General features: G+C 68.9%; 23 protein-coding genes and 4 pseudogenes. 11 read left to right on the top strand and 16 right to left on the bottom strand.

What is annotated here, in order from left to right; translation table 11 throughout:
- Positions 1-110 precede the first annotated feature (110 nt).
- Positions 111-791 (bottom strand): histidine phosphotransferase ChpT, encoded by a 681-nt coding sequence (gene chpT / locus K6K41_RS22155; protein ID WP_261402301.1) that lies wholly within the window; start codon positions 789-791, stop codon positions 111-113.
- 145 nt (positions 792-936) lie between these two features.
- Between chpT and cysQ the strand changes: the two genes are divergently transcribed.
- The gene (gene cysQ / locus K6K41_RS22150) at positions 937-1,746 is read left to right on the top strand and encodes a 3'(2'),5'-bisphosphate nucleotidase CysQ (protein WP_261402300.1); all 810 of its coding nucleotides are present in this window, start codon (positions 937-939) and stop codon (positions 1,744-1,746) included.
- A gap of 128 nt (positions 1,747-1,874) precedes the next feature.
- Complete coding sequence (locus K6K41_RS22145) at positions 1,875-3,341, top strand: hypothetical protein (protein ID WP_261402299.1); 1,467 nt, start codon at positions 1,875-1,877, stop codon at positions 3,339-3,341.
- Here the strand turns inward: K6K41_RS22145 and K6K41_RS22140 are convergent.
- Positions 3,305-3,796 carry a hypothetical protein gene (locus K6K41_RS22140; RefSeq protein ID WP_261402298.1) on the bottom strand — a complete coding sequence of 164 codons (492 nt, stop codon included), beginning with the start codon at positions 3,794-3,796 and terminating at the stop codon, positions 3,305-3,307. The genes K6K41_RS22145 and K6K41_RS22140 overlap by 37 nt on opposite strands.
- Positions 3,797-3,959: 163 nt before the next feature.
- Between K6K41_RS22140 and K6K41_RS22135 the strand changes: the two genes are divergently transcribed.
- From K6K41_RS22135 to K6K41_RS22125, 3 genes are all read left to right on the top strand, one after another.
- Positions 3,960-4,592 carry a DUF1134 domain-containing protein gene (locus tag K6K41_RS22135; protein WP_261402297.1) on the top strand — a complete coding sequence of 211 codons (633 nt, stop codon included), beginning with the start codon at positions 3,960-3,962 and terminating at the stop codon, positions 4,590-4,592.
- 203 nt (positions 4,593-4,795) lie between these two features.
- Complete coding sequence (locus K6K41_RS22130) at positions 4,796-4,981, top strand: hypothetical protein (RefSeq protein ID WP_261402296.1); 186 nt, start codon at positions 4,796-4,798, stop codon at positions 4,979-4,981.
- Positions 4,978-5,625 carry a hypothetical protein gene (locus K6K41_RS22125; protein WP_261402295.1) on the top strand — a complete coding sequence of 216 codons (648 nt, stop codon included), beginning with the start codon at positions 4,978-4,980 and terminating at the stop codon, positions 5,623-5,625. Before K6K41_RS22130 ends, K6K41_RS22125 begins: the two co-directional genes overlap by 4 nt.
- A gap of 38 nt (positions 5,626-5,663) precedes the next feature.
- Here K6K41_RS22125 and K6K41_RS30745 read toward each other — a convergent pair whose 3' ends face one another.
- The 9 genes and pseudogenes from K6K41_RS30745 to ftsH form a co-directional block, all read right to left on the bottom strand.
- Entirely contained in the window at positions 5,664-6,425 is a 762-nt protein-coding gene (locus K6K41_RS30745) for an ACT domain-containing protein (protein ID WP_428978612.1), read from the bottom strand.
- A 36-nt stretch (positions 6,426-6,461) separates the two neighbouring features.
- Positions 6,462-6,840 (bottom strand): annotated as a pseudogene (locus K6K41_RS30740) (NAD(P)-dependent oxidoreductase); the annotation flags it as partial.
- The gene (locus tag K6K41_RS30735) at positions 6,731-7,021 is read right to left on the bottom strand and encodes a hypothetical protein (protein WP_428978611.1); all 291 of its coding nucleotides are present in this window, start codon (positions 7,019-7,021) and stop codon (positions 6,731-6,733) included. The pseudogene K6K41_RS30740 and the gene K6K41_RS30735, both read right to left, overlap by 110 nt.
- Positions 6,973-7,248 (bottom strand): Rossmann-fold NAD(P)-binding domain-containing protein, encoded by a 276-nt coding sequence (locus tag K6K41_RS30730; RefSeq protein WP_428978541.1) that lies wholly within the window; start codon positions 7,246-7,248, stop codon positions 6,973-6,975. Before K6K41_RS30730 ends, K6K41_RS30735 begins: the two co-directional genes overlap by 49 nt.
- A gap of 88 nt (positions 7,249-7,336) precedes the next feature.
- Positions 7,337-7,984 carry an enhanced serine sensitivity protein SseB C-terminal domain-containing protein gene (locus tag K6K41_RS22115; protein ID WP_261405813.1) on the bottom strand — a complete coding sequence of 216 codons (648 nt, stop codon included), beginning with the start codon at positions 7,982-7,984 and terminating at the stop codon, positions 7,337-7,339.
- 186 nt (positions 7,985-8,170) lie between these two features.
- On the bottom strand, positions 8,171-9,346 hold the full coding sequence (locus K6K41_RS22110; protein ID WP_261402294.1) for a phosphoserine transaminase: 1,176 nt from the start codon (positions 9,344-9,346) through the stop codon (positions 8,171-8,173).
- 82 nt (positions 9,347-9,428) lie between these two features.
- A complete protein-coding gene (locus K6K41_RS22105; RefSeq protein WP_261402293.1) occupies positions 9,429-10,298 on the bottom strand; it encodes an outer membrane protein in 870 nt (289 codons plus the stop codon).
- Positions 10,299-10,521: 223 nt separating this feature from the next.
- Positions 10,522-11,865 (bottom strand): annotated as a pseudogene (gene glmM / locus K6K41_RS22100) (phosphoglucosamine mutase).
- Between the two features lie 239 nt (positions 11,866-12,104).
- Positions 12,105-14,014 (bottom strand): annotated as a pseudogene (gene ftsH, locus K6K41_RS22095) (ATP-dependent zinc metalloprotease FtsH).
- A gap of 234 nt (positions 14,015-14,248) precedes the next feature.
- Between ftsH and K6K41_RS22090 the strand changes: the two are divergent.
- From K6K41_RS22090 to K6K41_RS22070, 5 genes are all read left to right on the top strand, one after another.
- Positions 14,249-14,572 (top strand): DUF1476 domain-containing protein, encoded by a 324-nt coding sequence (locus K6K41_RS22090; protein ID WP_261402292.1) that lies wholly within the window; start codon positions 14,249-14,251, stop codon positions 14,570-14,572.
- Positions 14,569-15,390, top strand: a complete 822-nt coding sequence (locus K6K41_RS22085; protein ID WP_261402291.1) for an HpcH/HpaI aldolase family protein — start codon at positions 14,569-14,571, stop codon at positions 15,388-15,390. Before K6K41_RS22090 ends, K6K41_RS22085 begins: the two co-directional genes overlap by 4 nt.
- 180 nt (positions 15,391-15,570) lie before the next feature.
- Positions 15,571-16,446: an SH3 domain-containing protein gene (locus K6K41_RS22080; RefSeq protein ID WP_261402290.1), complete on the top strand. Its 876-nt coding sequence runs from the start codon at positions 15,571-15,573 to the stop codon at positions 16,444-16,446.
- Between the two features lie 161 nt (positions 16,447-16,607).
- Positions 16,608-17,735, top strand: a complete 1,128-nt coding sequence (locus K6K41_RS22075) for an MBL fold metallo-hydrolase (protein WP_261402289.1) — start codon at positions 16,608-16,610, stop codon at positions 17,733-17,735.
- On the top strand, positions 17,728-18,339 hold the full coding sequence (locus tag K6K41_RS22070) for an SCO family protein (RefSeq protein ID WP_378149174.1): 612 nt from the start codon (positions 17,728-17,730) through the stop codon (positions 18,337-18,339). The genes K6K41_RS22075 and K6K41_RS22070 overlap by 8 nt, the downstream gene beginning before the upstream one ends.
- A gap of 5 nt (positions 18,340-18,344) precedes the next feature.
- On the opposite strand, the gene K6K41_RS22065 is transcribed toward K6K41_RS22070, so the two are convergent.
- The 5 genes and pseudogenes from K6K41_RS22065 to K6K41_RS22045 all read right to left on the bottom strand — a co-directional run.
- The gene (locus tag K6K41_RS22065) at positions 18,345-19,352 is read right to left on the bottom strand and encodes an FkbM family methyltransferase (RefSeq protein WP_261402288.1); all 1,008 of its coding nucleotides are present in this window, start codon (positions 19,350-19,352) and stop codon (positions 18,345-18,347) included.
- 73 nt (positions 19,353-19,425) lie between these two features.
- A complete protein-coding gene (gene purB / locus K6K41_RS22060; RefSeq protein ID WP_261402287.1) occupies positions 19,426-20,733 on the bottom strand; it encodes an adenylosuccinate lyase in 1,308 nt (435 codons plus the stop codon).
- A 73-nt stretch (positions 20,734-20,806) separates the two neighbouring features.
- Complete coding sequence (locus K6K41_RS22055) at positions 20,807-21,190, bottom strand: nuclear transport factor 2 family protein (protein WP_261402286.1); 384 nt, start codon at positions 21,188-21,190, stop codon at positions 20,807-20,809.
- Positions 21,191-21,217: 27 nt separating this feature from the next.
- Positions 21,218-22,189 (bottom strand): aldose 1-epimerase family protein, encoded by a 972-nt coding sequence (locus K6K41_RS22050; RefSeq protein ID WP_487308379.1) that lies wholly within the window; start codon positions 22,187-22,189, stop codon positions 21,218-21,220.
- A pseudogene (locus K6K41_RS22045) lies at positions 22,169-22,636 on the bottom strand (MarR family winged helix-turn-helix transcriptional regulator); the annotation flags it as partial. The gene K6K41_RS22050 and the pseudogene K6K41_RS22045, both read right to left, overlap by 21 nt.
- A 328-nt stretch (positions 22,637-22,964) precedes the next feature.
- Here K6K41_RS22045 and K6K41_RS22040 point away from each other — a divergent pair.
- Entirely contained in the window at positions 22,965-23,519 is a 555-nt protein-coding gene (locus tag K6K41_RS22040) for a hypothetical protein (RefSeq protein ID WP_261402285.1), read from the top strand.
- Positions 23,520-23,523 lie beyond the last annotated feature (4 nt).

The following is a 23,523-nucleotide window of genomic DNA, read 5'->3' as shown; positions in this document are numbered from 1 at the left end:
CCGGCCCCCGCGCCGGGCTGCACAAGCCCGACGTCCGCAAGACCATGGTGGCCGAAAATGCATAACGCTTGGTTGCGCCCTCACGCGGGCGCGATCGTGCGTTCTTTGTCTCAGGCGGCCGCGGGACGGGCCCGGGTGACGATCTTCTCGCCCTCGATCTCGGCCTCGATCGTGACCGTCATGTTGGCGGCGCGCGCGACCAGCCCCGCATAGAACGGCTGGATCACATGGGCGTCGACGCGATCCTCCGGGGCCCTGCCGGCCAGAAGGTCGAGCACGTTGGCGGGAACGCGCGCGCTCACGCCGGTAGTGACGATGGCGAAGGAGGTCGCCTCGCCCTCGCCTTCCGACGTGACCTTGATCTCGCCGCCGCGCGGGATCGTGGTGGTGGCGACGAGCACGAGGTTCAGCAGCAGCTTGACGATGTTCTTCGGCAGGAGCTGGCGCTTGGCCTCCCAGACGAGGCTGGTCTTCTGGTCGACGACGAAGCCGCGCGCGACCTGCTCGGCGTCGCCGAGGTCGAGCTGGGCGGCGGCCGACCCGGCCGCGCCGAAGGCGATGCGGCAGAACTGCAGGCGCGCGGAGGCCTGCTCGGCGCTCTTCTTGATGAGGTCGAAGGCGAAGCCGCGCATGCCCTCGTCCTTCTCGTCCTCGAGAATCTCGAGGCCGTTGACGATCGCGCCCACGGGGCTGATGACGTCGTGGCACACCCGGCTCGCGACCAGCGCGGCGAGATCGAGCCCGTCGAGCGTGATCACCGCGCCCGTCGAGGCGTCTTCGGAGGTTGACATCGCGGCTCCCGGCACGGCTTTGAGTAGCGGAGGCGCGCAGGCATTGAGACTCAGGGCCGTGCGCGGCTGCCCCGCCTGATACACGTTGCTTAACGCGCCCTCAAGGCGGCTCGCCGCCAACGACCTGTCCCAGCTGGAGCCTGAGATGCACGACCCTTCCGACGACGCGCGCCTGCTCGACGAACTCGCGATCCTCTGCGTCGAGGCCGGCCGCGCGATCCTCGACGTCTACGAGGGTCCGGCGATCGCGGCCCGCGCCAAGGACGACCGCAGCCCCGTGACCGACGCCGACGAGCGCGCCGAGGCGATCCTGATCTCCGGCCTTGCGCGCATCTTCCCCTACATGCCGGTGATCGCCGAGGAATCGGCGTCCCGCGACGGCGTCCCGACGGAGGCGCCCGAGACCTTCCTGCTGGTCGACCCGCTCGACGGCACCCGCGAGTTCCTCGCCAAGAACGGCGAGTTCACGGTCAATGTCGGGCTCGTGGACCAGGGCCGGCCGGTGCTCGGCTGCGTGTTCGCGCCGGCGCTCGGGGCGATCTGGATCGGCTCGGCGGCGCTCGGCGCCAAGGTCGCGCGCTGCGGCGTGCGGGAGGATCCGGACGCCGGCGCCTGGACGCCGATCTCGGTCCGCAGCACGCCCGAGAGCGGCCCCTGCGCGGTGGCGAGCCGCAGCCATTCGGACGCGACCACGGAAGAGTTTTTGGCCAAGCTCGCGGTGGCGGACCGCCGCTCCGCAGGCTCTTCGCTGAAGTTCTGCCTGGTGGCCGAGGGCGAGGCCGACGTCTATCCGCGCTTCGGCCCGACCATGGAATGGGACACCGCCGCCGGCCACGCCGTGCTCGCGGCCGCCGGCGGCGCCGTGCTGAACCCGGACGGCTCCGAGTTCCGCTACGGCAAGTCCGAGACCGGCTTCAAGAACGGCGCCTTCGTCGCCTGGGGCGCGCGGGCTTAAGGCTTTTCGAGCCGGGCGAATCTCCGCCGGCGGAGCGCGGTGGAGATTTACCGTCGGCTCGGCGGCGTTTATCCTGGGATCGCCGCGGCGCATGCGAGCGTCGCGACGTTCCCGGGGACCACATGATGATGTCGATCGCGACCGCCGCGGCAACGCTGGGGCTGCTGTTCTGCGTCGCGACCGACTATCGGCACGATCGCGAGCTTTGGGTCTCGGACGGGACCAAGGCCGGCACGAAGATGGTCGTCGACCTCACCCCCGGGGTCTCGGGCACAAACTTCGGCGACGGGTTGTTCCCGGTCCCCGGAGGGGTGGTGTTCGGCGCCAAGACCGCTCTCGATCAAGAAACTTCCGCTCTCTATTTCTCCGACGGAACCGAAGGCGGCACGCGCCGGATCAGGACCGGCGTGGCGCGCATCCTCGGCCGCTACGGCGCGCTCGTCTATTTCGCCTCCGCCGAGACCGGCACGCTCTGGACCACCGACGGCACGGCGCAGGGCACGGTCGAGATCGGCGCGCCGGAACTGCCCTATCGGCTCGACACGATTCTGGTCGCCGCGTTCAAGGGCAAGACGCTCTTCGTCGCGCCTCCGGGCGACGGTTCCTGGACCGGGACGAACTTCGCGACCTTCCTCCACGATCCGGCCACCAACGTCACGACGCGGCTGCCCGTGACCGTCGACGGCGGCGAGGAGCCGCGACTCTCCGTCGTCGGCGACCGCTTCGTCTATGTCCGGAACACGCGCAAGCACGGCCAGGAACTGTGGGTCTCGGACGGAACGAGCGAGGCGAAACGCCCGCTCAAGGGCATTCTGAAGGGGTCTGCGGGCGCGCTCGATCCCGAATGGTCGCCGACGCGGTTCTGGCCGAGGTCGGAAGGCGCGCGCGCCTATTTCCTCGCCAGGAGCGCCGAATACGGCGCGGAGCTCTGGAGCACGGACGGCACCGAAGAGGGGACCGTCATGGTCCGAGATATCGAGCCGGGGCCGGCGGACTCGCAGATCTATTTCACGACGCGCCACACCGAGAACAACACGCTCACGACGGTCGGCGACACGCTGCTGGTCGAGAAGATCACGGGCGCGTCGAAGAACCAGCTCTTCGTCACCGACGGGACGCCGGAGGGCACGCGCAAGCTCGCCTTCAAGGACGACAAGGGCCGGCTCATCCGGCCGACCTTCGGCGCGGCGGACATGAAGGGGCCGCCCCAGGCCGTGCTGTTCGAGGGCGCGGCGAAAGGCTCGTCGAAGTCGGCGCTCTATGTCGGCGACGTCTCGACCGGCGCGGCGCGCCTGCTGAAAGACATCAACCGCGACGCCGACTGCTATGGCGGGCGGCAGGATTATGTCCGCGAGCAGGTCTCGCGAGGCGACCGCACGTTCTTCAGCGCGGTCGACAAGGTGACGCTCGACCTGCTCAGCTGCCTGCGAGCCGAGTTCAACTCGGAGCTCTGGTCGACCGACGGCACGCCCGCCGGAACCCGCAAGGTGCGGGAGATCTATCCCGGCGAAGGCGGCTCCGTCGGCGACAGCTACCGCCACATGGGCTCCGACCCCGCCTACCTGACCGTCGGCGGCGCGCCCGTCAGTCGGTGAGTTCGGCCTCGAGCTTGGGCCACGACTTCTGAGCGCTCGCGAGGTCGCGAAACCGTCTCGGGTCTGGGCGGTGCTGAACAGATAGAGCCGCTTGCCCTCGATGCGGAAGATGAGCGGATGGCCCGCGACGGCGACGCCGGTCGCGACCGCCGACGGATCGTAGCCGCCAAAGCGGGGAGCGTAGGTCTCGGGCGAGGACAGGAACACGGCGCGGTTCGCCTCGTTGGCGAAGCGCCAGGCGGCGCGCCGTTCCACTCGGCCTCGACGTCGCGGCGGCCGCGCACGGCCTTGCCGTCGGTGAAATAGGCCACCGGATCGAAGCCGTAGAGCGCGACGCCCGTCGAGGGATCGGCCACGATCTTCTCGTTGAGGCCGGGCGTCGCTTCGGCGAGACCGCCAAGGCACGCCAGCCCGACGCCGAGCGCGAGCGCCCCGGCGAGCTTTGCGATGGTCATCTGATCGTCCCCGACCGCTGTTTTTGGCGCGGTTCGTCCTGTCTTCCTCCTTCTAACCCGGCGCCGTTCACCTTCCGGTAAAGCCGATCGCTCAAATTGTTTCGAATCGGCGCGAACCCCGCTCCCCCTTGGGATTCGCGCGTCTGACCGAAAGGACGACGCGATGAAGTGGAACGCCCTCGTCGCGGGCCTCGCGTTCGGAGCCGCCATGCTGACGGCCGCCGCCGACGCCCATGCGCAATATTCCGGCCCCCGGGCCGCCAACGCGAACTACGCCGAAGACGGCGGCTACGGTTCGCCCCGCCAGACCTATTCGGCCGGCGACATCGTCGACCGCGGACACAAGTTCTTCGGCTCGACCACCCGCGGCCTCGGCGGGATCGTCGAGAAGGCCGTCTCCACCTGGGGCGAGCCCGACGCCTACATCCTCGGCGAGGAAGGCTCCGGCGCCTTCGTGGGCGGCCTGCGCTATGGCGAGGGCAAGCTCTTCACGCAAGGCGGCGGCGACCAGGGCGACCGCCACGTCTACTGGCAGGGCCCCTCGCTCGGCTTCGACTTCGGCGGCGACGGCGCGCGGACCATGATCCTGGTCTACAACCTGACCTCGCCCGACATGCTGTACTCGCGCTTCGCCGGCATCAACGGCTCGGCCTATCTGGTCGGCGGCTTCGGCATGACGGCGCTCAAGGACTACAACGTCGTGCTGGTGCCGATCCGCACCGGCCTCGGCGCGCGGCTCGGCGTCAATGTCGGTTACCTCAAGTTCACGCCGCAATCGACCTGGAACCCGTTCTAAGCTCCGAACGCGTTCCGACCACACGGTCCGAGAAGGGCCGCGCAAGGGTCGCGCGGTCCTTAGAGTTTTCTGGTTTCCGGGCACGTTTCCTTGGCGTCGCGGAGCGGCTGTGCCATGGTGCCGGTCGAAACCGGGGCCGCGGGCGGCGCGCCTTTCGCGGTCCCCACGTCGGGCGCGGGTCAAGACGCGCCAAGCGAGCCTGAATGGTCGAGCCGATCCTCTACGCTTCCTTCGGCGCGCTCCTCGCCACGCTTCTCGGGCTTCTGTTCCTGCCCTTCTTCTGGGGCCGGGCCGTGCGCCTGACGACCCGCCGCCTGCTTCACCGCCTCCCGTATCCGCCGACGAGATCGTCGCCGCGCAGGACCGCCTGCGCGCAGAATTTGCGATGACGATGCGCGAGACCGAGCGAAAGGCCGAGCGCGCGACCGCCGAGGCGACCCGCGACCGGGTCGAGAGCGCCCGCGCCCGCGCCACGGAGCTCGGCCACCTCGCCGACATCTCGGAGCTTCGGAGCCAGGTCGCCGCGCTTGAAAGCGAAGGCGCGAAGGCGCGCGACGAGCGCGACCGCCAGGGCGCGGACGCGGCGTCCGCCCATTCCGCGCTGGAGGAGGCGCGCGCGGCCGCGCTCCAGGCCGCCAAGGATCTGCAGGCCGCCCGTCAGGACGCTTCCGCCTCGCGGGCCGCGACGGAGCAGGCGCGCATCGAGGCCGCCGAGCGCGAAGCCGAGATCGCGGCGCTGCGCGCCAAACTCGTGATGCTGGGCGCCGACAGGCGCGCGCCCTCCGCGTCAGCCTCGCCGCGCATGCCCCATGTCGACCAGACGCTGGAGAGCGCGGAGACGGCCGACCGGCCGGACGCCGAGGCGCTCGCGGCTCTCCGCCGACGCCTCGACGAGGTCGCGGACCAGATCGCAGCCGCGACCAAGGCGCCGGCCGAACCTGCTCCGCAGTCCGAGCCCACCGTCCCTCCGACCAAGCCGGAGCAGCGCCGCTTCGTGCCCCAGCTCGCCGCCGGGCAGACTGTGGGCGGCTAGAGGCCCGTCCTCCCGATCGAGGTCAGGCCCCAAGCCCCTCAGAACCGCAGCGCGCGGGCCTGCGTCACGTGCTCGAGCGCCTCGACCTTGGCCACCACCTCGGCCGGAATGTCGCCGTCGATCTGGACGAGCGCGATCGCCTCGCCGCCCTGCGCCGCGCGGCCGAGATTGAAGGTCGCGATGTTGACGCCCGCCGCGCCGAGCGTCTGGCCGAGCGCGCCGACGTAACCGGGCTTGTCGTCGTTGGTGACGTAGAGCATGGAGGGCGCGAAAGCGGCTTCGATCTCGATGCCCTTGATGTCGATGATGCGCGGCTTGCCGTCCGCGAACACCGTGCCGGCGACGTGCCGGGTGAAGCTGTCGGTCTCGACGGTCAGGCGAATGACGCTCTCATAGGTCTCGGCCTCCTCGCGCCGCACCTCCTCGATCGCGACGCCGCGCTCGCGCGCGATGACCGGGGCCGACACCATGTTGACGTCGGCGAGCAGCGGACGGAGCAGGCCGGTGATGGCGGCCGAGGTCAGCGCCTTGGCGTTCATCGAGGCGACCTCGCCCTCATATTCGATGCGCACCGACTTCAGCCCCGCGTCGGTCAGCTGGCCCGCAAAGGAGCCGAGCCGCTCGGCCAGCGCCACGAAGGGCTTGAGGCGCGGCGCTTCTTCGGCCGTGATCGACGGCGCGTTGATCGCGTTCGAAACCGCGCCGCGGATGAGATATTCGGACATCTGCTCGGCGACCTGCAGGGCGACGTTCTCCTGCGCCTCGGAGGTCGCGGCGCCGAGATGGGGGGTGCAGACCACCGCCGGGTGGCCGAACAGCGGATTGGCCTCGGCCGGCTCCTCGGTGAAGACGTCGAAGCCCGCGCCCGCGACATGGCCCGAGTCGAGCGCGGCGCGCAGCGACCTCGTCCACGAGGCCGCCGCGCGCGCAGTTCACGATGCGCACGCCCTTCTTCATCTTCGCGATCGCGGCCGCGTCCACGATGTTGCGGGTCTTGTCCGTCATCGGCACGTGCAGCGAGATGAAGTCGGCGCGCGCGAACAGCTCGTCGAGCTCGACCTTCTCGACGCCGAGCTCGATCGCGCGCTCGGCGGAGAGGAACGGATCATAGGCCGCGACGTGCATCTTGAGGCCGATGGCCCGGTCGGCCACGATCGAGCCGATGTTGCCGCAGCCGATGAGGCCGAGCGTCTTGGCCGTGATCTCGACGCCCATGAAGCGGTTCTTCTCCCACTTGCCGGCCTGCGTGGAGGCGCGGCCGCGGGATCTCGCGCGCCACCGCGAACATCAGCGCGATGGCGTGCTCGGCGGTGGTGATGGAGTTGCCAAAGGGCGTGTTCATCACGATCACGCCGCGGGCGGTGGCGGCCGGAACGTCGACATTGTCGACGCCGATGCCGGCGCGGCCGATGACCTTGAGAGACGCGTGGCGCGCTCGAGGATCTTCGGCGTCACCTTGGTGGCGGAGCGGATCGCGAGCCCGTCATAGTCGCCGATGGCGGTCGCGAGCGCCTCCTTGTCCTTGCCGAGGTCCGGCCGGAAGTCGACCTCCACGCCGCGGCGCTTGAAGATGTCGACGGCGGCGGTCGAAAGCTTGTCGGAGACGAGAACGCGGGGCGCCATGGCTGGGCTCTTTCATGAACTGAGCTGGGGGAACCCGCGCCATGCCGGGCGCCCGGGCCTTGGGCGGCCCGGCGCATGACGCGGAAGATCAGGGCCGCCGATAGATCGGCTGGTTGTCTTTCTCGAAGTACCCGTCGAGCGGGGAGCCCGGCACGGGCACGAAGTCGATGACGTCCGAGGGCTTGGCGACCTCGTCCAGGACTTCGCCGACATGGTCGAGCACCACGTCGAGATCGCCGTCGCAGTCGATGCCGATGACGAGGCGCTTCAGGCCGTCGGCGTCGGGAAACAGCGACTGGGCGAGATAGGCGGCGCGCACCTCGCGCAGCCCGGAAAACAGCTTCGTCAGCGGCTTGACCAGATGGGTCGGCACGGGCGAAGGCCGGCCGACGACCTGCGGCAGCGCCTCCTCCTCGTCGAAACCGCCGTCGGCCGCGAAATCGTCGCTCTCGGCGGCCTTTTCGAAGTCGCCCGCGAGCATCGCGGCGACGTCCTCCTCCATGATCTCGCGACCGTAGTCGGAGCCGGGATTGAGCACGAAGTTCGCGCCGTCGATCTGCTCGAGGATCTGCCGGAAGGTCTGGCGGACCTTCATCATCTTCTCGAAGCCGAACATCGCCTCGACGCGGCTGTCGGCGGTGAAGATCGGCACGAAGGCGACGTCGTCGGACATCACCTCCGGCACCTCGTAGCCGCCGCCCTTCTTGTCGCGGGACTCGACGAGGGCGAGCGTCAGCTCGGCGTCGATCAGCTTCTCGAAGAAGGGCGCGCGCGCCGACGCGCGTCTTCCGCGGCGCTGACGAGGGCGCGTTCGATGTCGTTCTCGGGCTTGAACATGGGTTCGTCCGGGGTCTGATGGGCGTGTCGATGCGACTGGAGGCGGGACATGCGCCCCGCCGCCAGGTTTTCAACGCGTCGCGCCTCAGGCCGCCTGCGCCAGTCCCTGCCGGGCCTCGGCGTAGGCCCAGTCGAGCCATTCGGTGAGCGCGAGGATGTCGGAGGTCTCGACTGTCGCGCCGCACCAGATGCGAAGGCCGGCCGGCGCGTCGCGATAGGAGCCGAAGTCGTAGGCGACGCCGAGGCCCTCGAGGCGATCGACGATGCCCTTGGCGAAGGCCGCCTGCTCCTTGGCCGGGAGAGCGACGATCGCCGGATCCACGACCTTGAGGCAGACGCCCGTGTTGGTGTGGGTCTTCGGATCCTCGGCCAGGAAATCGAGCCAGTCGGTGCGGCGCACATAGTCGCCGAGCGCGGTGGCGTTGCGGGTGGCGCGGGCGATGAGGCCTTTCAGGCCGCCGACCGACTTGCCCCACTTCAGCGCGTCGAGATAGTCCTCGACCGCGAGCATCGAGGGCGTGTTGATGGTCTCGCCCTGGAACAGACCCTCGTCGATCTTGCCGCCCTTGGTCATGCGGAAGAGCTTCGGGATCGGCCAGGTCGGCACGTAACTCTCGAGCCGCTCGACGGCGCGCGGGCCCATGATGAGGATGCCGTGCGCGGCCTCGCCGCCCATGATCTTCTGCCAGGAGAAGGTCACGACATCGAGCTTGTCGTAGTCGAGCTCCATCGCGAAGGCGGCCGAGGTCGCGTCGCAGATGGTCAGGCCAGCGCGGTCGGCCGGGATCCAGTTCGCGTCGGGGACGCGCACGCCCGCGGTGGTGCCGTTCCAGGTGAACACGACGTCGTTCTCGAAGTCGACGGCCGACAGGTCGGGCAGCTTGCCGAAGTCGGCGACGGTCGCCTTGGTGCCCGGCACCTTGAGCTGCTTGACGGCGTCGGTGACCCACACCGCGCCGAAGCTTTCCCAAGCCAGCACCTCGACGCCGCGCGGGCCGAGCAGCGACCACATCGCCATCTCGACGGCGCCGGTGTCCGAGCCCGGCACGATCGCGATGCGATGGCTGGCCGGCACCTCGAGCACCTCGCGGGTGAGGTCGATGGCTTCCTGGAGCTTGGATTTGCCGAGCTTGGACCGGTGGGAGCGACCGAGGGACGCGTCCTTGAGGGCTTCGAGCGACCAGCCGGGGCGCTTCGAGCAGGGTCCGGAAGAGAAATTGGGGTTTGCCGGCCGCACGGCCGGGCGAGCAGTCGTCGTCATGTCCATCCATCCTTTCAGATGGTCGCCCCTCGGTGGGGAGGGGTGGCCCGTCGACGCGGATACTTCCCCGACGCCCGCTTCGTCAAGCGCGAACTTGGGCAAGGCCCCAAAAAGCAAAACGGCGGACCACGAAAGCCCGCCGTTCTCTTGAAACTCGCATGTAACGCGGAAGATCAGTCGAGCATGTAGCGGAAGCCGACGCGGACTTCGTGCGCCTGCACGTCGTCGATCCGCACCTTGCCGCCGTTCTTTCCGGGACCGTCTTGGTCCGGGCCTCGCCGAGGTCGACGAAGCGGTAGTTGGCGTCGAACAGCAGGTTGTCGGTGATCTGGTAGGAGGCGCCGGCCTGGAGGTTCCAGGCGAAGTTCCACTGGGCGTCGCCGCCGTAGCTGTCGGGCTTGCAGCCCGGGCAATTGGCGATCGGCTTGGTGTCGTAGCCGCCCTTGACGTCGAGGCGCGCGACGCCGATGCCGCCGCCGACGTAAGGCGTGAAGCCGTGAATGGTGATCAGGTCGACATAGCCGTTCCAGAACAGGGTCCAGGCGTCGATCTTGGTGACGTCGCGGCTGCCGCACTGCACCGCGCCGCAGGCGCCGGTGTTGGAGTAGAGCGTGCCGGTGAACTTGGCCCGGGTCTCGTAGTCGACCGTGACGTCGGAGCGGAAGTGCTCGTTGAACTTGTAGCCGACGCCGCCGCCGATCACGGCCGCGTCGCCGAGCTTCTCGCCCTTGAAATTCGGGTTGCCCGGATAGTTGCGGCCGGTGAAGCGCGCGTCCGGGTTGTTGTAGTTCTTGTATCCGACGTCGCCGCGGATGTACCACGCCGAGGCGAACTCAACCGGAGCGGCGGGCTCGAGCAGCGGCGGCTCCGGAAGATCGGCCGCGTGACCCGCGACCGGCGCGAGCGCGACAGCGAGCGCGCCTGCGAGCGCGTAGGTCGTGAGCTTGGCCATAATTGCCAGATCCTTGCTTGTGTCGCCGCCCCTCCCCCCAGGGCGAATGCGGCGCGCAGTCATGTGACGACTGGCAATCTGGCAGCTAATCCTTAAAGGACGTTTAACCTTAACTCTTAACCGTGCTCTCTCGACTTTCGGCTGATCTTCGTCAGACGCGAACACGCGCTCCCGCAAAGCGGGCGCGCGTCTCGATAAGGCTGAGAATAAGGGCTTCGGGCCGTCAGGCCGCGACCTTGGAGATGACGTCCACGACGTCGTCGACGACGTGCCGCACGAGATCGCCGTCGTCGCCTTCCGCCATCACGCGGATCACGGGCTCGGTGCCCGAGGGGCGGATGACCAGGCGCCCCGCGCCGAGCGCTCGGTGGCGCTGGCGATCGCGGCCCGCACCGTTTCGTCGTCGAGCGGCCGGCCGGCCTTGTAGCGGACGTTCTTGAGCACCTGCGGCAGCGGCTCGAAGCGGTGGCAGACCTCCGAGACCGGACGCCCGGCCTTCTGGACCACCGCGAGCAACTGAAGCGCCGCCACCAGCCCGTCGCCCGTGGTGGCGAAATCCGACAGCACGATGTGGCCCGAGGGCTCGCCGCCGAGATTGTAGCCCTGCGCGCGCATGCGCTCGACGACGTAGCGGTCGCCGACGGGCGTGCGCTCGAGGGTGAGGCCGATCGAGCTGAGATACCGCTCGAAGCCGAGATTGGCCATGACCGTCGACACCAGGCCGGGAGCGGAGAGCCGCCCGTCCTCCGCCCAGGAGGCCGCGACCACGGCCATCAGCTGGTCGCCGTCCACCACCTGGCCCTTCTCGTCCACGATGATGACGCGGTCGGCGTCGCCGTCGAGCGCGACGCCGATGTCGGCGCGGGTCTCGCGCACCTTGGCGATCAGCGCGTTCGGCGCGGTGGGAGCCGCAGTCCTTGTTGATGTTGAGGCCGTTCGGCTCGACGCCGATCCGCACGACCTCGGCGCCGAGCTCCCAGAGCGCTTCCGGCGCCACCTTGTAGCCAGCGCCATTGGCGCAATCGATCACCACCCGCACGCCCTCGAGCGAGAGGTTGCGCGCGACCGTGCGCTTGGCGAATTCGATGTAGCGGGCCTGCGCGTCGTCGATGCGCTTGGCGCGGCCGATGTCGTCGGAGAGGGCGAAGCGCGGGGAGAGATCGGAGTCGATCAGGCGCTCGATCTCGAGCTCGACCTCGTCGGAAAGCTTGAAGCCGTCGGGCGCGAACAGCTTGATGCCGTTGTCGTCGTAAGGGTTGTGAGAGGCCGAGATCATCACGCCGAGATCGGCGCGCATGGAGCGGGTGATGTGGGCGACCGCCGGCGTCGGCATCGGACCGACCAGCAGCACGTCGACGCCGACCGAGGTGAAGCCCGCCTGCAGCGCGCTCTCGATCATGTAGCCCGACAGCCGCGTGTCCTTGCCGATGACGACGCGGTGGCGATGGTCGCCGCGGCGGAACGCCAGCCCCGCCGCCATGCCGACCTTCATCGCGAGATCGGGGGTGATCGGGAACCGGTTCGCGCGGCCGCGGATGCCGTCGGTGCCGAAATATTTGCGCGTCATCTGGGCCGCTCTCCACGTGGCGTCCGCCGCTTCCTGGGAAGCCGCGGAGGCGTCAGTGCGTCGATGCTAGCACGGCGAGGTTCAGAAATGGTGAGCGTGGCCGCGGCGCATCACTTTGGCGTTTCGCGCCTCCGATGAGCGCGCCGACGAGGTGGGACGATCACAGGACGTCGGCGGAGAGACAAACAAAAAAGGCCGGGCGCTGGGGCCCGGCCTTTTCTTCAGATGGCGCTCGCCGCTTACGCGCTCGGCTGCGGCTCCAGCCCGGCGTCGGGGCGCGGCGCGGCTTGCCGGCGGTCGGCACCGCGGAGCCGCGCGGGCTCGGCGGCTCGTCGGTCGCGTCGCGCACCGGCGGATTGCCGGCGAGGATGTCCTTGATCTCCTGGCCCGTCAGCGTCTCGTATTCGAGAAGCGCCTTGGCGACCTTGTCCATCTCGTCCTTCTTCTCGGTGATGATCCGGCGCGCGGTCTCGTAGCCTTCGTCGACGAAGCGTTTGATCTCGTTGTCGATCTTCAGCATCGTCGTGCCCGAGACGTTCTGCTGGCGCGCGACCGACATGCCGAGGAACACCTCGTCCTGGTTCTCGCCATAGGCCACGGTGCCGAGCTCCTTGGAGAAGCCCCAGCGCGTCACCATCCCGCGGCGATGTTGGTCGCCATCTGGATGTCGGACTGCGCGCCGGCCGTCACCTTGTCCTCGCCGAAGAAGATCTCTTCCGCCACGCGCCCGCCCATCGCCATTGCGAGGCGCGAGGTCAGCTGCTCGTAGCTGATCGAGATCTGGTCCTTCTCCGGCAGGTACTGGACCATGCCGAGCGCGCGGCCGCGCGGGATGATGGTCGCCTTGTGGATCGGGTCGTTGGCGGGCGTGAAGAGCGCCACCACCGCGTGTCCGGCCTCGTGATAGGCCGTCACCTTCTTCTCCTCGTCGGTCATCACCATGCGGCGCTCGGCGCCCATCATGATCTTGTCCTTGGCGCTGTCGAACTCGGCCGAGGTCACCATGCGCTTGGAGCGACGCGCCGCGAGCAGCGCCGCCTCATTGACGAGGTTCATCAGATCCGCGCCCGAAAAGCCCGGCGTGCCGCGCGCGACCGTCTTGAGGTCGACGTCCGGCGCCAGCGGCACCTTGCGGACGTGGACCTTCAGGATCTTCTCGCGGCCGACGATGTCGGGGTTGGCGACCACGACCTGGCGGTCGAAGCGGCCCGGACGCAGCAGCGCGGGGTCGAGGACGTCGGGACGGTTGGTGGCGGCGATCAGGATGATGCCCTCGTTCGCCTCGAAGCCGTCCATCTCAACGAGCAGCTGGTTCAGCGTCTGCTCGCGCTCGTCGTTGCCGCCGCCGAGGCCCGCGCCGCGATGGCGGCCGACCGCGTCGATCTCGTCGATGAAGATGATGCAGGGCGCGTTCTTCTTGGCCTGCTCGAACATGTCGCGCACGCGGCTCGCGCCGACGCCCACGAACATCTCGACGAAGTCCGAACCCGAGATCGTGAAGAACGGCACGTTGGCTTCGCCCGCCACCGCGCGAGCGATGAGGGTCTTACCCGTTCCGGGAGGGCCGACGAGCAGCACGCCGCGCGGAATCCGGCCGCCGAGCCGCTGGAACTTCTGGGGATCGCGCAGGAACTCGACGATCTCCTGGAGGTCGTCCTTGGCCTCGTCGACGCCGGCGACGTCCTCGAAGGTCACGCGGCCATGGGCCTCGGTGAGGAGCTTGGCCTTCGACTTGCCGAAGCCCATCGCCTTGCCGGCCCCGCCCTGCATCTGGCGCGACAGGAAGATCCACGCCGATGAGCGCGATGAAGGGCAGCCACTGCAGCAGCAGCGCGACGATCCACGGCATGTTCTCGCCGGGCGGGCGGGCGGTGATGGCCACGCCCTTGTTGTAGAGGCGCTGGACGAGCGAAGGGTCGCTCGGGGAGTAGGTCTGGAACTGCGCGCCGTCGGTGTAGGAGCCGGAGATGTTCGGCCCCTCGATCGTCACCGCCCGCACCCGGCCGTTGTCGACCTCGGTGAGGAGCTGGGAGAACGAGATGTCGTTCGTCTGCGCGCGCTGTCCCGGGTTCTGGAACAGCGTGAAGAGCGCAAGCAGCAACAGAACGATGATCACCCAGAGGGCGAAGTTCCGGAAATTCGGGTTCATCCACGCGCCTTTCGCGACGTCGGCCGCCGGGGGAGAAAGGAGCGGCGCGCGTCGCTCGCGAATGTAGGCGCGCGGAGGGCCGCTGCCAAGACGAGGCCGCGTTGTCGAATGCGCGAAGAATCAACATGGTTTCGCGCCCGCGCAGCCTTGCTTCGCCACAATTGCCCGCTCTAGTCGCGTCGAGGGCGGCGGCCGCCGGGACACGCCGTCGACGGCGAGGGTTCGAGGATCTCCATGACGACGTTCGACAGTCGCGAGCAGGCGTTCGAGGCCATGTACGTGCATGACGAGGAGACGCGGTTCTACGCGCTCGCTCGACGCAACCGACTGCTCGGCCTCTGGGCCGCCGAAAAGCTCGGCAAGACCGGCGAGGCCGCGGAAGCCTACGCCAAGACCGTGGTGATGTCGGACTTCGAGGAGGAAGGCGACCACGACGTCTTCCGCAAGATCCGCAAGGATTTCGACGTCGCAGGCGTCGACCAGTCCGACCACCAGATCCGCCGCCGCATGGACGAGCTCCTCGCGGTCGCGGCCGAGCAGCTCGCCGGCGAGAAGTGACGGCCCAACGCCAGACGCCGCGCCCGGGAGCGCTGCCGGCCGCGAGCCTCGGGCCCGGCGGGCGGCACTTCACCGGCTGGATGTTCACCGCCTACCCGATGATCGTCGAGACGGTGGCGCGCGCCGGCTTCGATTCGGTGACTCTCGACGCCCAGCACGGCTTCGCGACCTTCGAGACCATCGCCGAGGGGGTAGCGGCCGCCGCGCTTGCGGGCAAGCCCGCGATGGTGCGCCTGCCGCTCGGCGGCTTCGCGCTCGGCGCCCGGGCGCTCGACGTCGGGGCCGCGGGACTGGTCGCGCCGATGATCGACACGGCGGCGGACGCCCGCGCCTTCGTGGACGCGGTCAAGTATCCGCCGGTCGGCCGGCGCAGCTGGGGCCCGGTGCGCGCCATGGGGCTCACCGGCCTCTCCCGCGACGCTTATCTTGCGACCGCCAACGACTTGACGCTCGCCCTCGCCATGATCGAGACCGAGACCGCGCTTAGAAACGTCGAGGAGATCCTCGCCGTCGACGGGCTCGACGGCCTTCTGATCGGACCGAATGATCTCAGCGTATCCCTGTCGGCCGGCGCGGCCGTCGATCCCGCTCATCCGGGCGTGGTTGCGGCGCTCGCGAAGATCTCGGCGGCGGCCAAGCGGGTCGGAAAGCCCGTGGCGATCTTCGCCAACACCTCGGCGTTCGCGTCGGACTATGTGCGCCGCGGTTTTCCGATGATCGCGCTCGGACCCGACCTCGCCTTCCTGTCGGCGGGCGCGGAACGCGCGCTGTCGGACGTGTTCGACGCGCCCGCGACCGGCGAAGGCCCGGGCGGATGACGGGCGGGCGCGACATTCGAAGATGTGATCGGCGCCATCTTCGCGCCGCGCAGGCTTCGTAAGGCGCGCTCGTGTAACGCAGCGAACAGACGGGCGACGCCGCGCGTTTGAAGCTTTGAACGACTGTCGCAGCCGCCCGACAAGCCGGCGCGACGAGACCAACAGGGAGTTACGACGCCCATGACCTTCAAGCTCAAGGCGCTGCTCGCCTCCGGCGCGCTGCTCCTGTCCTCGGGCGCGGCGCTCGCGGCGTCCGCGACAGCCTCCACCAACGTCAACGTCCGCTCGGGCCCGGGCCAAAACTATCAGGTGATCGACGTCCTGCCCGAGGGCGAGACCGTCAACCTCATCGGCTGCGACGACGCCTGGTGCGAGATCAGCATGGGGCGCGACGGCACCGGCTTCGCGCTCGCCGACCTGCTCGACTTCAACGGCCGCGCGCCGGCGATGAGCTACGGCGAAGAGCCCTTCGTTATCGAGCAGGACGACCCGGTCGTGGTTCGCGGGCTCGTCATCGGCGGCTATTGGGACAACCGGCCATACTACATCCGCGACGGCTACTATTACTGGGGCGGCCGCTGGTACGGCGCGCGTCCGGGCCTGCGCGGCTGGCGCGAGCGTTCGTGGCGGCGCTGGGAGGAGCGACGCTCCTGGGGCGGCCGCGACCGGCGCTGGGCCGATCGCCGCCCCGGCGACACCCGCAACGGCTTCACCAACCGTCCGCCCCGCGCCGACGACCGGCGCGACCGCCCGGGCCGACCGAACGACGAGGCCGGTCGCGGCGGCGGCCGTGACCGCGGCGACGGGCGCGGCGGCGGACGCGACGATCGCTGGGGCGGCGGAGAGCGCGCTGGCGACGGGCGCACGAGCCGCGCCGAACGGGTCGAGGCGCGGCCCGAGCCGCGCGACCGCGGCGACCGCATGGGCCTTGACCGGGCCGGCGGCGGCGGCCGGGGCGACGGCGCCGGCCGTGGCGGCGGCGGCGGTCGCGGAGATGGCGGCGGTCGTGGAGACGGCGGCGGCGGTGGACGCGGCGAGGGCCGCGGGCGCGACTGAGCCTGGAAAGCGCGAGATCTGGATTGCGGGATGGGCGGCCGAGAGGCCGCCCGTTTCGCTTCCGGCCCGGCGCCGACCTGCGGCGCATGTCGGGAGAATCTCATGCTTGTAAGTTGATAGATTTAATGACTTTAATCCGCCCGGCGACGGATCGCCCTGGGGTGGACAGGCATGGCCGAGAACATTGGACGACGGACTTTCTGAAGGCGTCCGCAGCGCTTGCGGCCGGCGCAGCCGCAGGCTTCAGCTGCGTCGAGATCGCGAGCGCGGCTCCCATCGTCGCGCCGACCGTCGACAAGCTCACGCTGCGGGTGCTGATCGACTCGGCCCATGACCAGTTCCTGAAGCCGAGCACGGTCCAGGGCGTGCTGCACCAGCCGCCCGGCAACGGCCGCGGGCAGGACTATCGCAAGGTGCTGCACAACCAGTGGGGCCTGTCGCTGTTCGCCGAGACGCAGCGCGCCGACGAGACCCGCGCCATCCTGCTCGACTTCGGCTACAGCCCGGACGCGCTTCTCAACAACATCGAGATCCTGAAGGTCGATCCGAGAAAAGCGAACGCGCTCATCGTCAGCCACGGCCACCACGACCACTACGGCGGGCTCACCGGCTTTCTCGATCGCTACCGGAAGGAGCTCGCGCCGGACGTGAAGCTCTACGCCGGCGGCGAGGACAATTTCTGCCACCGCGTCAGCCCGAGCGGCGTCCAGGGCCAGTTCACCGACTTCGGCCAGCTCGACCGCCGCGAGCTCGCGGCGCGCCAGATCACGACGGTGCTGTGCGAGACCCCGACGGTGGTCGCCGACCACGCCTTCACCACCGGCCAGATCAAGCGCTCGTCGATCGAGCGCGTGCTGCCGAACACCTTCGTGGAGCGGGGGATCAAGGACGGGCTCGGCTGCGACCCCAGCCACTATTCTCCGGCCGAGCTTCAGGGGAAGATCATCCCCGACGAGCACGTCCACGAGCAGGCCACTTGCTTCAACGTCAAGGACAAGGGGCTGGTCGTCATCAGCTCCTGCGGCCATGTCGGCATCGTGAATTCGGTGCGGCAGGCGCAGGAGGTGTCCGGCGTGCAGAAGGTCCACGCGATCGTCGGCGGCTTCCATCTCGGCCCGGCGCCGAAGGACTACCTCGTCCAAGTCGTCGCCGAGATCAAAAAGCTCGAGCCCGACGTCGTCATCCCGATGCATTGCAGCGGCCTGAATTTCGCGCTCGAGGCGCAGGCGCAGATGCCCGCCAACGTCATCGTTCCCACGACCGGCAGCAGGCTGACGTTCGGTGCGTAACGCCGCCCTCGCCGCGGCTCTGGCGGCCGCGCTCGTCTGCCATCAGGCCGCGCGCGCCCAGGACGGCGGGGCGCCGCGCCGCTCCGCCGCGGAGCTGATGGACGTGCTGATGTGGAGCCGCGAGCCGATCGGCGGCCCGTTCGCGCTCGTCGACCAGAGCGGGCGCGCCCGGACCGACGCCGACTATCGCGGCAAGCACCTGCTGGTCTATTTCGGCTTCACCACCTGCCCCGACATCTGCCCGACCGACCTCTACCAGATCTCCCGGGCGCTCGAGCTGCTCGGAGACGACGCCGAGAAGGTGCAGCCGCTCTTCATCACGCTCGATCCCGAGCGCGACGGCCTTTCGCGCCTTGCGGAGTACGTCGCGGCCTATCATCCGCGCCTCGTCGGCCTCACGGGCGAGCCCGACGCGATCCGCAAGACCGCGGACGCCTACAGGTTGTTCTACGAGAAGGTCGCGTCGCCCGGCGGCGGCTACACCGTCGACCACTCGGCCTTCATCTATCTGATGGACCCGTCAGGCCGGTATCTCGGCTTCTTCCCGCCCGGCACGACGGCGGAACGGATGCTGACGATCCTGAAACCGCATCTGGCCCGCTGAAGCCTTCATACGGACGCAATCGCGCGACCGCGCCGCGCCCTGAACTCGTCGCCGCCAACCAACGCCAGATACAGCTCCTGCAGAGACTTCGTCCCGAAGCTATCCAGAGCGTCGTTCTGCTCCCTCGCCGTCGGCTTGCGGGCCAAAACGAGCCGGTAGGCGGCGACGACATCCCGGTCGGAAGGCGCACGCTTCCTCACCCATTCGGGATACCGGTCCAGGAAACTTCGCGCCAAGGTCTCGTCATCGATCTCCCGAACCGACCGGAGAAGGGTCAGGCCGATTTGCGCCGCCCAAGCGTGATCAGGGTGCAATCCATTCAGAAACGGCGAGCCCAAATCGTTGACTCGAACAAACTTGTCGTGGGCGCTGATTGGCGCCCGCAGCGCCTCGCCGAAATCTTTGCGCGCATGAGAATGATACCAGCGGTTCACGCCGTCGAAGGTCGCGAACGCGTAGTCCTGATCGAGCAGAGCCGCCTCCCAGGCGGGAGGCTCAAAGCCAGCTTCAATCACGATCACCATCGGCCTGACGAATGAAAGGCCAGCCCCTGCGAGAACGTCGGCCTCAGCGCCCTCGACGTCGATCTTGAGCAGCTCGTATTCTTGGCGGCCCGGGAAATGTTCCTCCAGACATCGAGCGAGCGTCGTCATCGGCACCGTGAACTCGACGACCCCGACCGCTCTGGCCTTCATCGCCGCGCCAAGCTCCGCGACGATGGTCGACGTGCCGCCGCGCCCGAGCGACTGGAAGAACCTCGCCTGTCCTTCCGAGCGGCCGGCTGCGGCGCGGATGGTTATGTCGCGCGGCCGAAGCGCCTCGTTCTCCTCAGCGCGTTCCGGGATCGGCTCCAGATTGATGCCGCGCCATCCCCTGCGATAAAGAGCGTAGGTCACCGAATGCCGTGTCGGCTCCGAAGCCCCGACATCGACGTAGACGCCGGCCGCCGTGGACCCGAAGCACCGCTCGGCGAGAACGTCCTCAGCATTTTGGGCGAAGCTTTCGAACGTCATGGATGATCGCGCCCCCGCGCCGAGCCCCAACTTTTACGCCATTGCCCGGACAGGAAAGAGGCCGTCAGGCCTCTCAGCTCTCGCCGAACACCCGGGCGAACACCGCGTCGACCGCCTTGAAGTGATAGCCGAGGTCGAACGCCTCTTCGAGCTCGGCGTCCGAGAGCAGCGCGCTCACCTCCGCGTCGGCCTTGAGCAGGGTCAGGAAGTCGCCCTCCCCGCGCCAGACCGGCATGGCGTTGCGCTGGACGAGCCGATAGCTGTCCTCGCGGCTCGCGCCCTTCTGGGTCAGCGCCAGCAGCACGCGCTGGGAATGCACGAGGCCGCCGAGCCGGTCGAGATTGGACTGCATGCGCTCGGGATAGATCAGGAGCTTCTCGACCACGCCCGCGAGGCGATTGAGCGCGAAGTCGAGCGTGACGGTCGCGTCCGGGCCGATCATGCGCTCGACCGAGGAGTGCGAGATGTCGCGCTCGTGCCAGAGCGCGACGTTCTCCATCGCGGGAAGCGCGTAGGATCGCACCATGCGCGCAAGGCCGGTGACGTTCTCGGTCAGGACCGGGTTGCGCTTGTGCGGCATCGCCGACGAGCCCTTCTGGCCTTCCGAGAAGAACTCTTCGGCCTCGAGCACCTCCGTGCGCTGCAGGTGGCGGATCTCGATGGCGAGCCGCTCGCAGGACGAGGCGACGACGCCGAGCGTCGCGAAGAACATGGCGTGGCGGTCGCGCGGGATGACCTGCGTGGAGACAGGCTCGACCGTCAGTCCGAGCTTCTCGGCCACGTGCGCCTCGACCGCCATGTCGATGTTGGCGAAGGTGCCGACCGCGCCCGAGATCGCGCAGGTGGCGATCTCCTTGCGGGCCGCCACGAGCCGCTCGCGGGCGCGCTCGAACTCGACATAGTAGCCGGCGAGCTTCAGCCCGAAGGTGGTGGGCTCGGCGTGGATGCCGTGGCTGCGGCCGATTGTGGGCGTGAACTTGTGCTCGAGCGCGCGGGTTTTGAGCGCCGCCAGCATCCGGTCGACGTCGGCGATCAGGATGTCGGAGGCGCGGGCGAGCTGCACCGAGAGGCAGGTGTCGAGCACGTCGGACGACGTCATGCCCTGGTGCACGAAGCGCGAGTCCGGCCCGACGAATTCCGCGAGATGGGTGAGGAACGCGATGACGTCGTGCTTGGTCACGCGCTCGATCTCGTCGATGCGCTCGACGTCGAACGTGGCCGCCCCGCCCTTCTCCCAGATCGTCTTCGCCGCGTCCTTCGGGATCACGCCGAGCTCGGCGAGCGCGTCGCAGGCGTACGCCTCGATCTCGAACCAGATGCGGAAGCGCGTCTCCGGCGACCAGATCTCGGTCATCTCGGGGCGCGAATAGCGGGGGATCATTGCAGGCTCCGGCGCGGGGATTGGTCTCGCGGCGGGTCTCTAGCACGGATCAGGCGGACGGCCAGAACCCCTCCTAGAACATCCCGTTCGAATTGGCCGAGGTCTCGGGCAGGACCTGGAGCACGTCCCAGTGCTCGACGATCTTGCCCTGCCCGTCGAGCCGGAAGATGTCCATCGCCGCATAGTCGTGGTCGCCCGGCCAGCGCTGCAGGCAGTGCAGCACGACGAGATCGCCTTCGGCGACCGCGCGCTTCACCTCCATGCGCTTGCCCGGCCACTCGCGCGCCATGCGCTCGAAATAGTCGATGAAGCCGGCTTTGCCGGTCGCGACATGCGGATTGTGCTGGATGTAGTCGTCGCCCGCATAGGTCTCGATCGCCTCCCGGGGGCGGCAATCGTTGAACATCAGCTCATAGAAGGCGATGACGTTCGCCTTGTTGCGGCCGAGCCTGTCCATGCGCTCCCCCAAGCGGCGACGCGGACCTCAGACGGCCACGCTCCATTCGAAATGCTGAGAATGGCCGGGCGGCAGAAGCACGACGCCGCGCTTGCGGGCGAACTCGCCGTCCCAGTCGGCCTGGCTCGCCATGCCGCGCCACGGCTCGACGCACAGGAACGGCGCGCCCTTCGGCGCCGACCAGACGCCGAGGTCGCGATAGCCCCGCCACGAGACGGTCAGCGCGCGAAGCTCCTCGCCGTCGGGCCCGAGCGCGACATAGCGCACCGACCGGCTCGCGACGTCCGGCATCACCAGCGCGTCGCGCGCGAACAGCGCCTCGTCGAGCGGCAGCGTGACGCCGTCGAACGGCAGGTCGCTCTCCTCGCCTAGTAGGCCGCCGTCGACCACCGAGCGGCGAACGCCGGTCTCGCGCGCTTCGAATTCGAGGATGTGCGCGCTCTTCTCCACGCCTTCGACCAGAGGCCAGCGAAAGCCGGGATGGGCGCCGATCGAGAACGGCAGGTCGACGTCGCCCGGATTGGACACCGTGTGCGCGACGGTGAGCCGCGAGCCCTCCGCGGAGATCGTCGCATCGAGCCGGAACGCGAAAGGAAAGATCGCCCGGCTCTCCGCGTCGTCGGTCAGCGCAAGGACGGCGCGCGCCTCGCTCCGCTCGACCCACTCGAACCGGCGGTCGCGCGCGAAACCATGCTGAGTGACACGGTAGCTTTCGCCGCCGTGCCTCAACGCGTCGCCCTTCAGCCGCCCGACCACGGGAAACAGCGCCGGCGCATGCCGCGGCCATTCAGGCCCGGCCTGCCACAGCAGCTCCTCGCCCGCCTTGTCGGTCACGCTGACGAGCTCCGCGCCGTGCTCGGACACGCGCGCGGAAACGCCGGTCGAACCGACGCGCCAGGTCTCGCTCAACTCCACGACCCCGCGGCGACGATCATCGGCGCTCTGCAGGCGCGGCCTGCCGAAATCGCCGGTCTCGGTCGCGTCAAGCCGCTCGAGCAGCTTGCCCATGTCCCTGCGCAGATTTCGGATTTCGTCGTCGCCCATGCCGAGCCGGCAGACGATGGTCTCCCGCACGCCGAGCGCCTCGTCGCGCATCGCCGAGCCGCGATCCGTCAGGCTGATCTCGACCTCGCGTTCGTCGGCGCGATTGCGCGAGCGACGCACAAGCCCGGCGCTCTCAAGGCGCTTGAGCACCGGGGTCAGCGTGCCGGAGTCGAGCCGCAGCCGCTGGCCGAGCTCCGAAACGCTCTGACGGTCGATCTCCCAGAGCGCGAGCATGGTGAGGTATTGCGGATAAGTGAGGCCCAACGGCCCGAGCGCGACCCGGTAGGCGCGATTCATCGCATGCGCCGCGGCGTAGAGCCCGAAGCAGAGTTGGTTTTCGAGCCTCAGCGTATCGTATTTGTCAGGGCTGGATGGATGGGCAGTGGGGGTATCATGGGGCATGGAAGCCTATCCGTACATACCGAGCGCGGACCCGCCACGGTTATTCATGAAGGAACTCCGCGCTCCTTGTCTCAAAACGGTACGATCGGAGAGCGGCTTTGAAGTACCGCAACGATAACCGATCGATAATCCTTCCCATCACACAAGTATGACACGAGTCGAACCGTATTACACCATGTCAGTCGAAGATCGCCGGTTACGCTGGAACGCAGAGGCGGAACAGAGACTTAGGCGGCCCGAACACGGCTCCCAGTCCCGACTTCCGTATACGCTTTCGAGCGCCGTTGGGTTCCAAAGACCGCACGCGCCGCGGTCGATGGCTACTGGCGTGCACATCCATTGCGTGCAGATCGGCTCGCCCGCGCGCTCGCCGCCAAGAGCGAGACGCCCGTGGGCTGGCGCTGGAGCGCGCCCCGAGATCAAGGCCGGATTTCGCCTGCCGCCGCAGCCGTTTCGCGCCGAGGGCGCTGCGCCCGGGCGCTGCGTCGTCTGTGGCCAGCCGGTGTTCCGCCTGGGATGGCACGAAGATCTGTGGGGCGCGGGCGCGCCGAACGCGCGCGCCGCGTGGCATTCGGCCTGCGTCGCCGCGTGGCGGTTCTGGCTCGCCCCGCAGGGCGCCCGCAAGATCGTGGCGCGGGTCCAGCGCCACCGCTGCGCGCTGACCGACAAGCGCCTCCTGAAGGGCGCGGAGATCGACCACCGCACGCCGCTGCACGAGGTCTGGCGCGATCTGCGCGACCGCCCTTACGCAGAGCTCCTGTCCTATTGGGGCCTCGGCAACCTCCAGGTCGTCAACGCTCCGGCGCACGCGGCCAAATCCGCCGCCGAGGCCGCCGCCCGGGCCTCGCTGCGAGCCGCGGCGCGGCTGTCGGACGCCGCCTGAGGCC

Origin of the sequence: Chenggangzhangella methanolivorans (assembly GCF_019797865.1) — a bacterium.
GTDB classification, from domain to species: Bacteria; Pseudomonadota; Alphaproteobacteria; order Rhizobiales; family Methylopilaceae; genus Methylopila; species Methylopila methanolivorans.
This window is presented reverse-complemented; position numbering and strand designations above follow the sequence as displayed.

Bases quoted from the DNA above. Each gene is read 5' to 3' on its own strand.
- K6K41_RS22110 (WP_261402294.1), bottom strand. From the start codon at position 9,346: ATGACGACGACTGCTCGCCCGGCCGTGCGGCCGGCAAACCCCAATTTC.
- K6K41_RS22145 (WP_261402299.1), top strand. From the start codon at position 1,875: ATGTCGATCGCGACCGCCGCGGCAACGCTGGGGCTGCTGTTCTGCGTC.
- K6K41_RS30730 (WP_428978541.1), bottom strand. From the start codon at position 7,248: ATGGCGCCCCGCGTTCTCGTCTCCGACAAGCTTTCGACCGCCGCCGTC.
- K6K41_RS22130 (WP_261402296.1), top strand. From the start codon at position 4,796: ATGGTCGAGCCGATCCTCTACGCTTCCTTCGGCGCGCTCCTCGCCACG.
- purB (WP_261402287.1), bottom strand. From the start codon at position 20,733: ATGATCCCCCGCTATTCGCGCCCCGAGATGACCGAGATCTGGTCGCCG.
- K6K41_RS22065 (WP_261402288.1), bottom strand. From the start codon at position 19,352: ATGACGTTCGAAAGCTTCGCCCAAAATGCTGAGGACGTTCTCGCCGAG.
- chpT (WP_261402301.1), bottom strand. From the start codon at position 791: ATGTCAACCTCCGAAGACGCCTCGACGGGCGCGGTGATCACGCTCGAC.
- cysQ (WP_261402300.1), top strand. From the start codon at position 937: ATGCACGACCCTTCCGACGACGCGCGCCTGCTCGACGAACTCGCGATC.
- K6K41_RS22080 (WP_261402290.1), top strand. From the start codon at position 15,571: ATGACCTTCAAGCTCAAGGCGCTGCTCGCCTCCGGCGCGCTGCTCCTG.
- K6K41_RS22140 (WP_261402298.1), bottom strand. From the start codon at position 3,796: ATGACCATCGCAAAGCTCGCCGGGGCGCTCGCGCTCGGCGTCGGGCTG.
- K6K41_RS22090 (WP_261402292.1), top strand. From the start codon at position 14,249: ATGACGACGTTCGACAGTCGCGAGCAGGCGTTCGAGGCCATGTACGTG.
- K6K41_RS22055 (WP_261402286.1), bottom strand. From the start codon at position 21,190: ATGGACAGGCTCGGCCGCAACAAGGCGAACGTCATCGCCTTCTATGAG.
- K6K41_RS22125 (WP_261402295.1), top strand. From the start codon at position 4,978: ATGACGATGCGCGAGACCGAGCGAAAGGCCGAGCGCGCGACCGCCGAG.
- K6K41_RS22105 (WP_261402293.1), bottom strand. From the start codon at position 10,298: ATGGCCAAGCTCACGACCTACGCGCTCGCAGGCGCGCTCGCTGTCGCG.
- K6K41_RS22135 (WP_261402297.1), top strand. From the start codon at position 3,960: ATGAAGTGGAACGCCCTCGTCGCGGGCCTCGCGTTCGGAGCCGCCATG.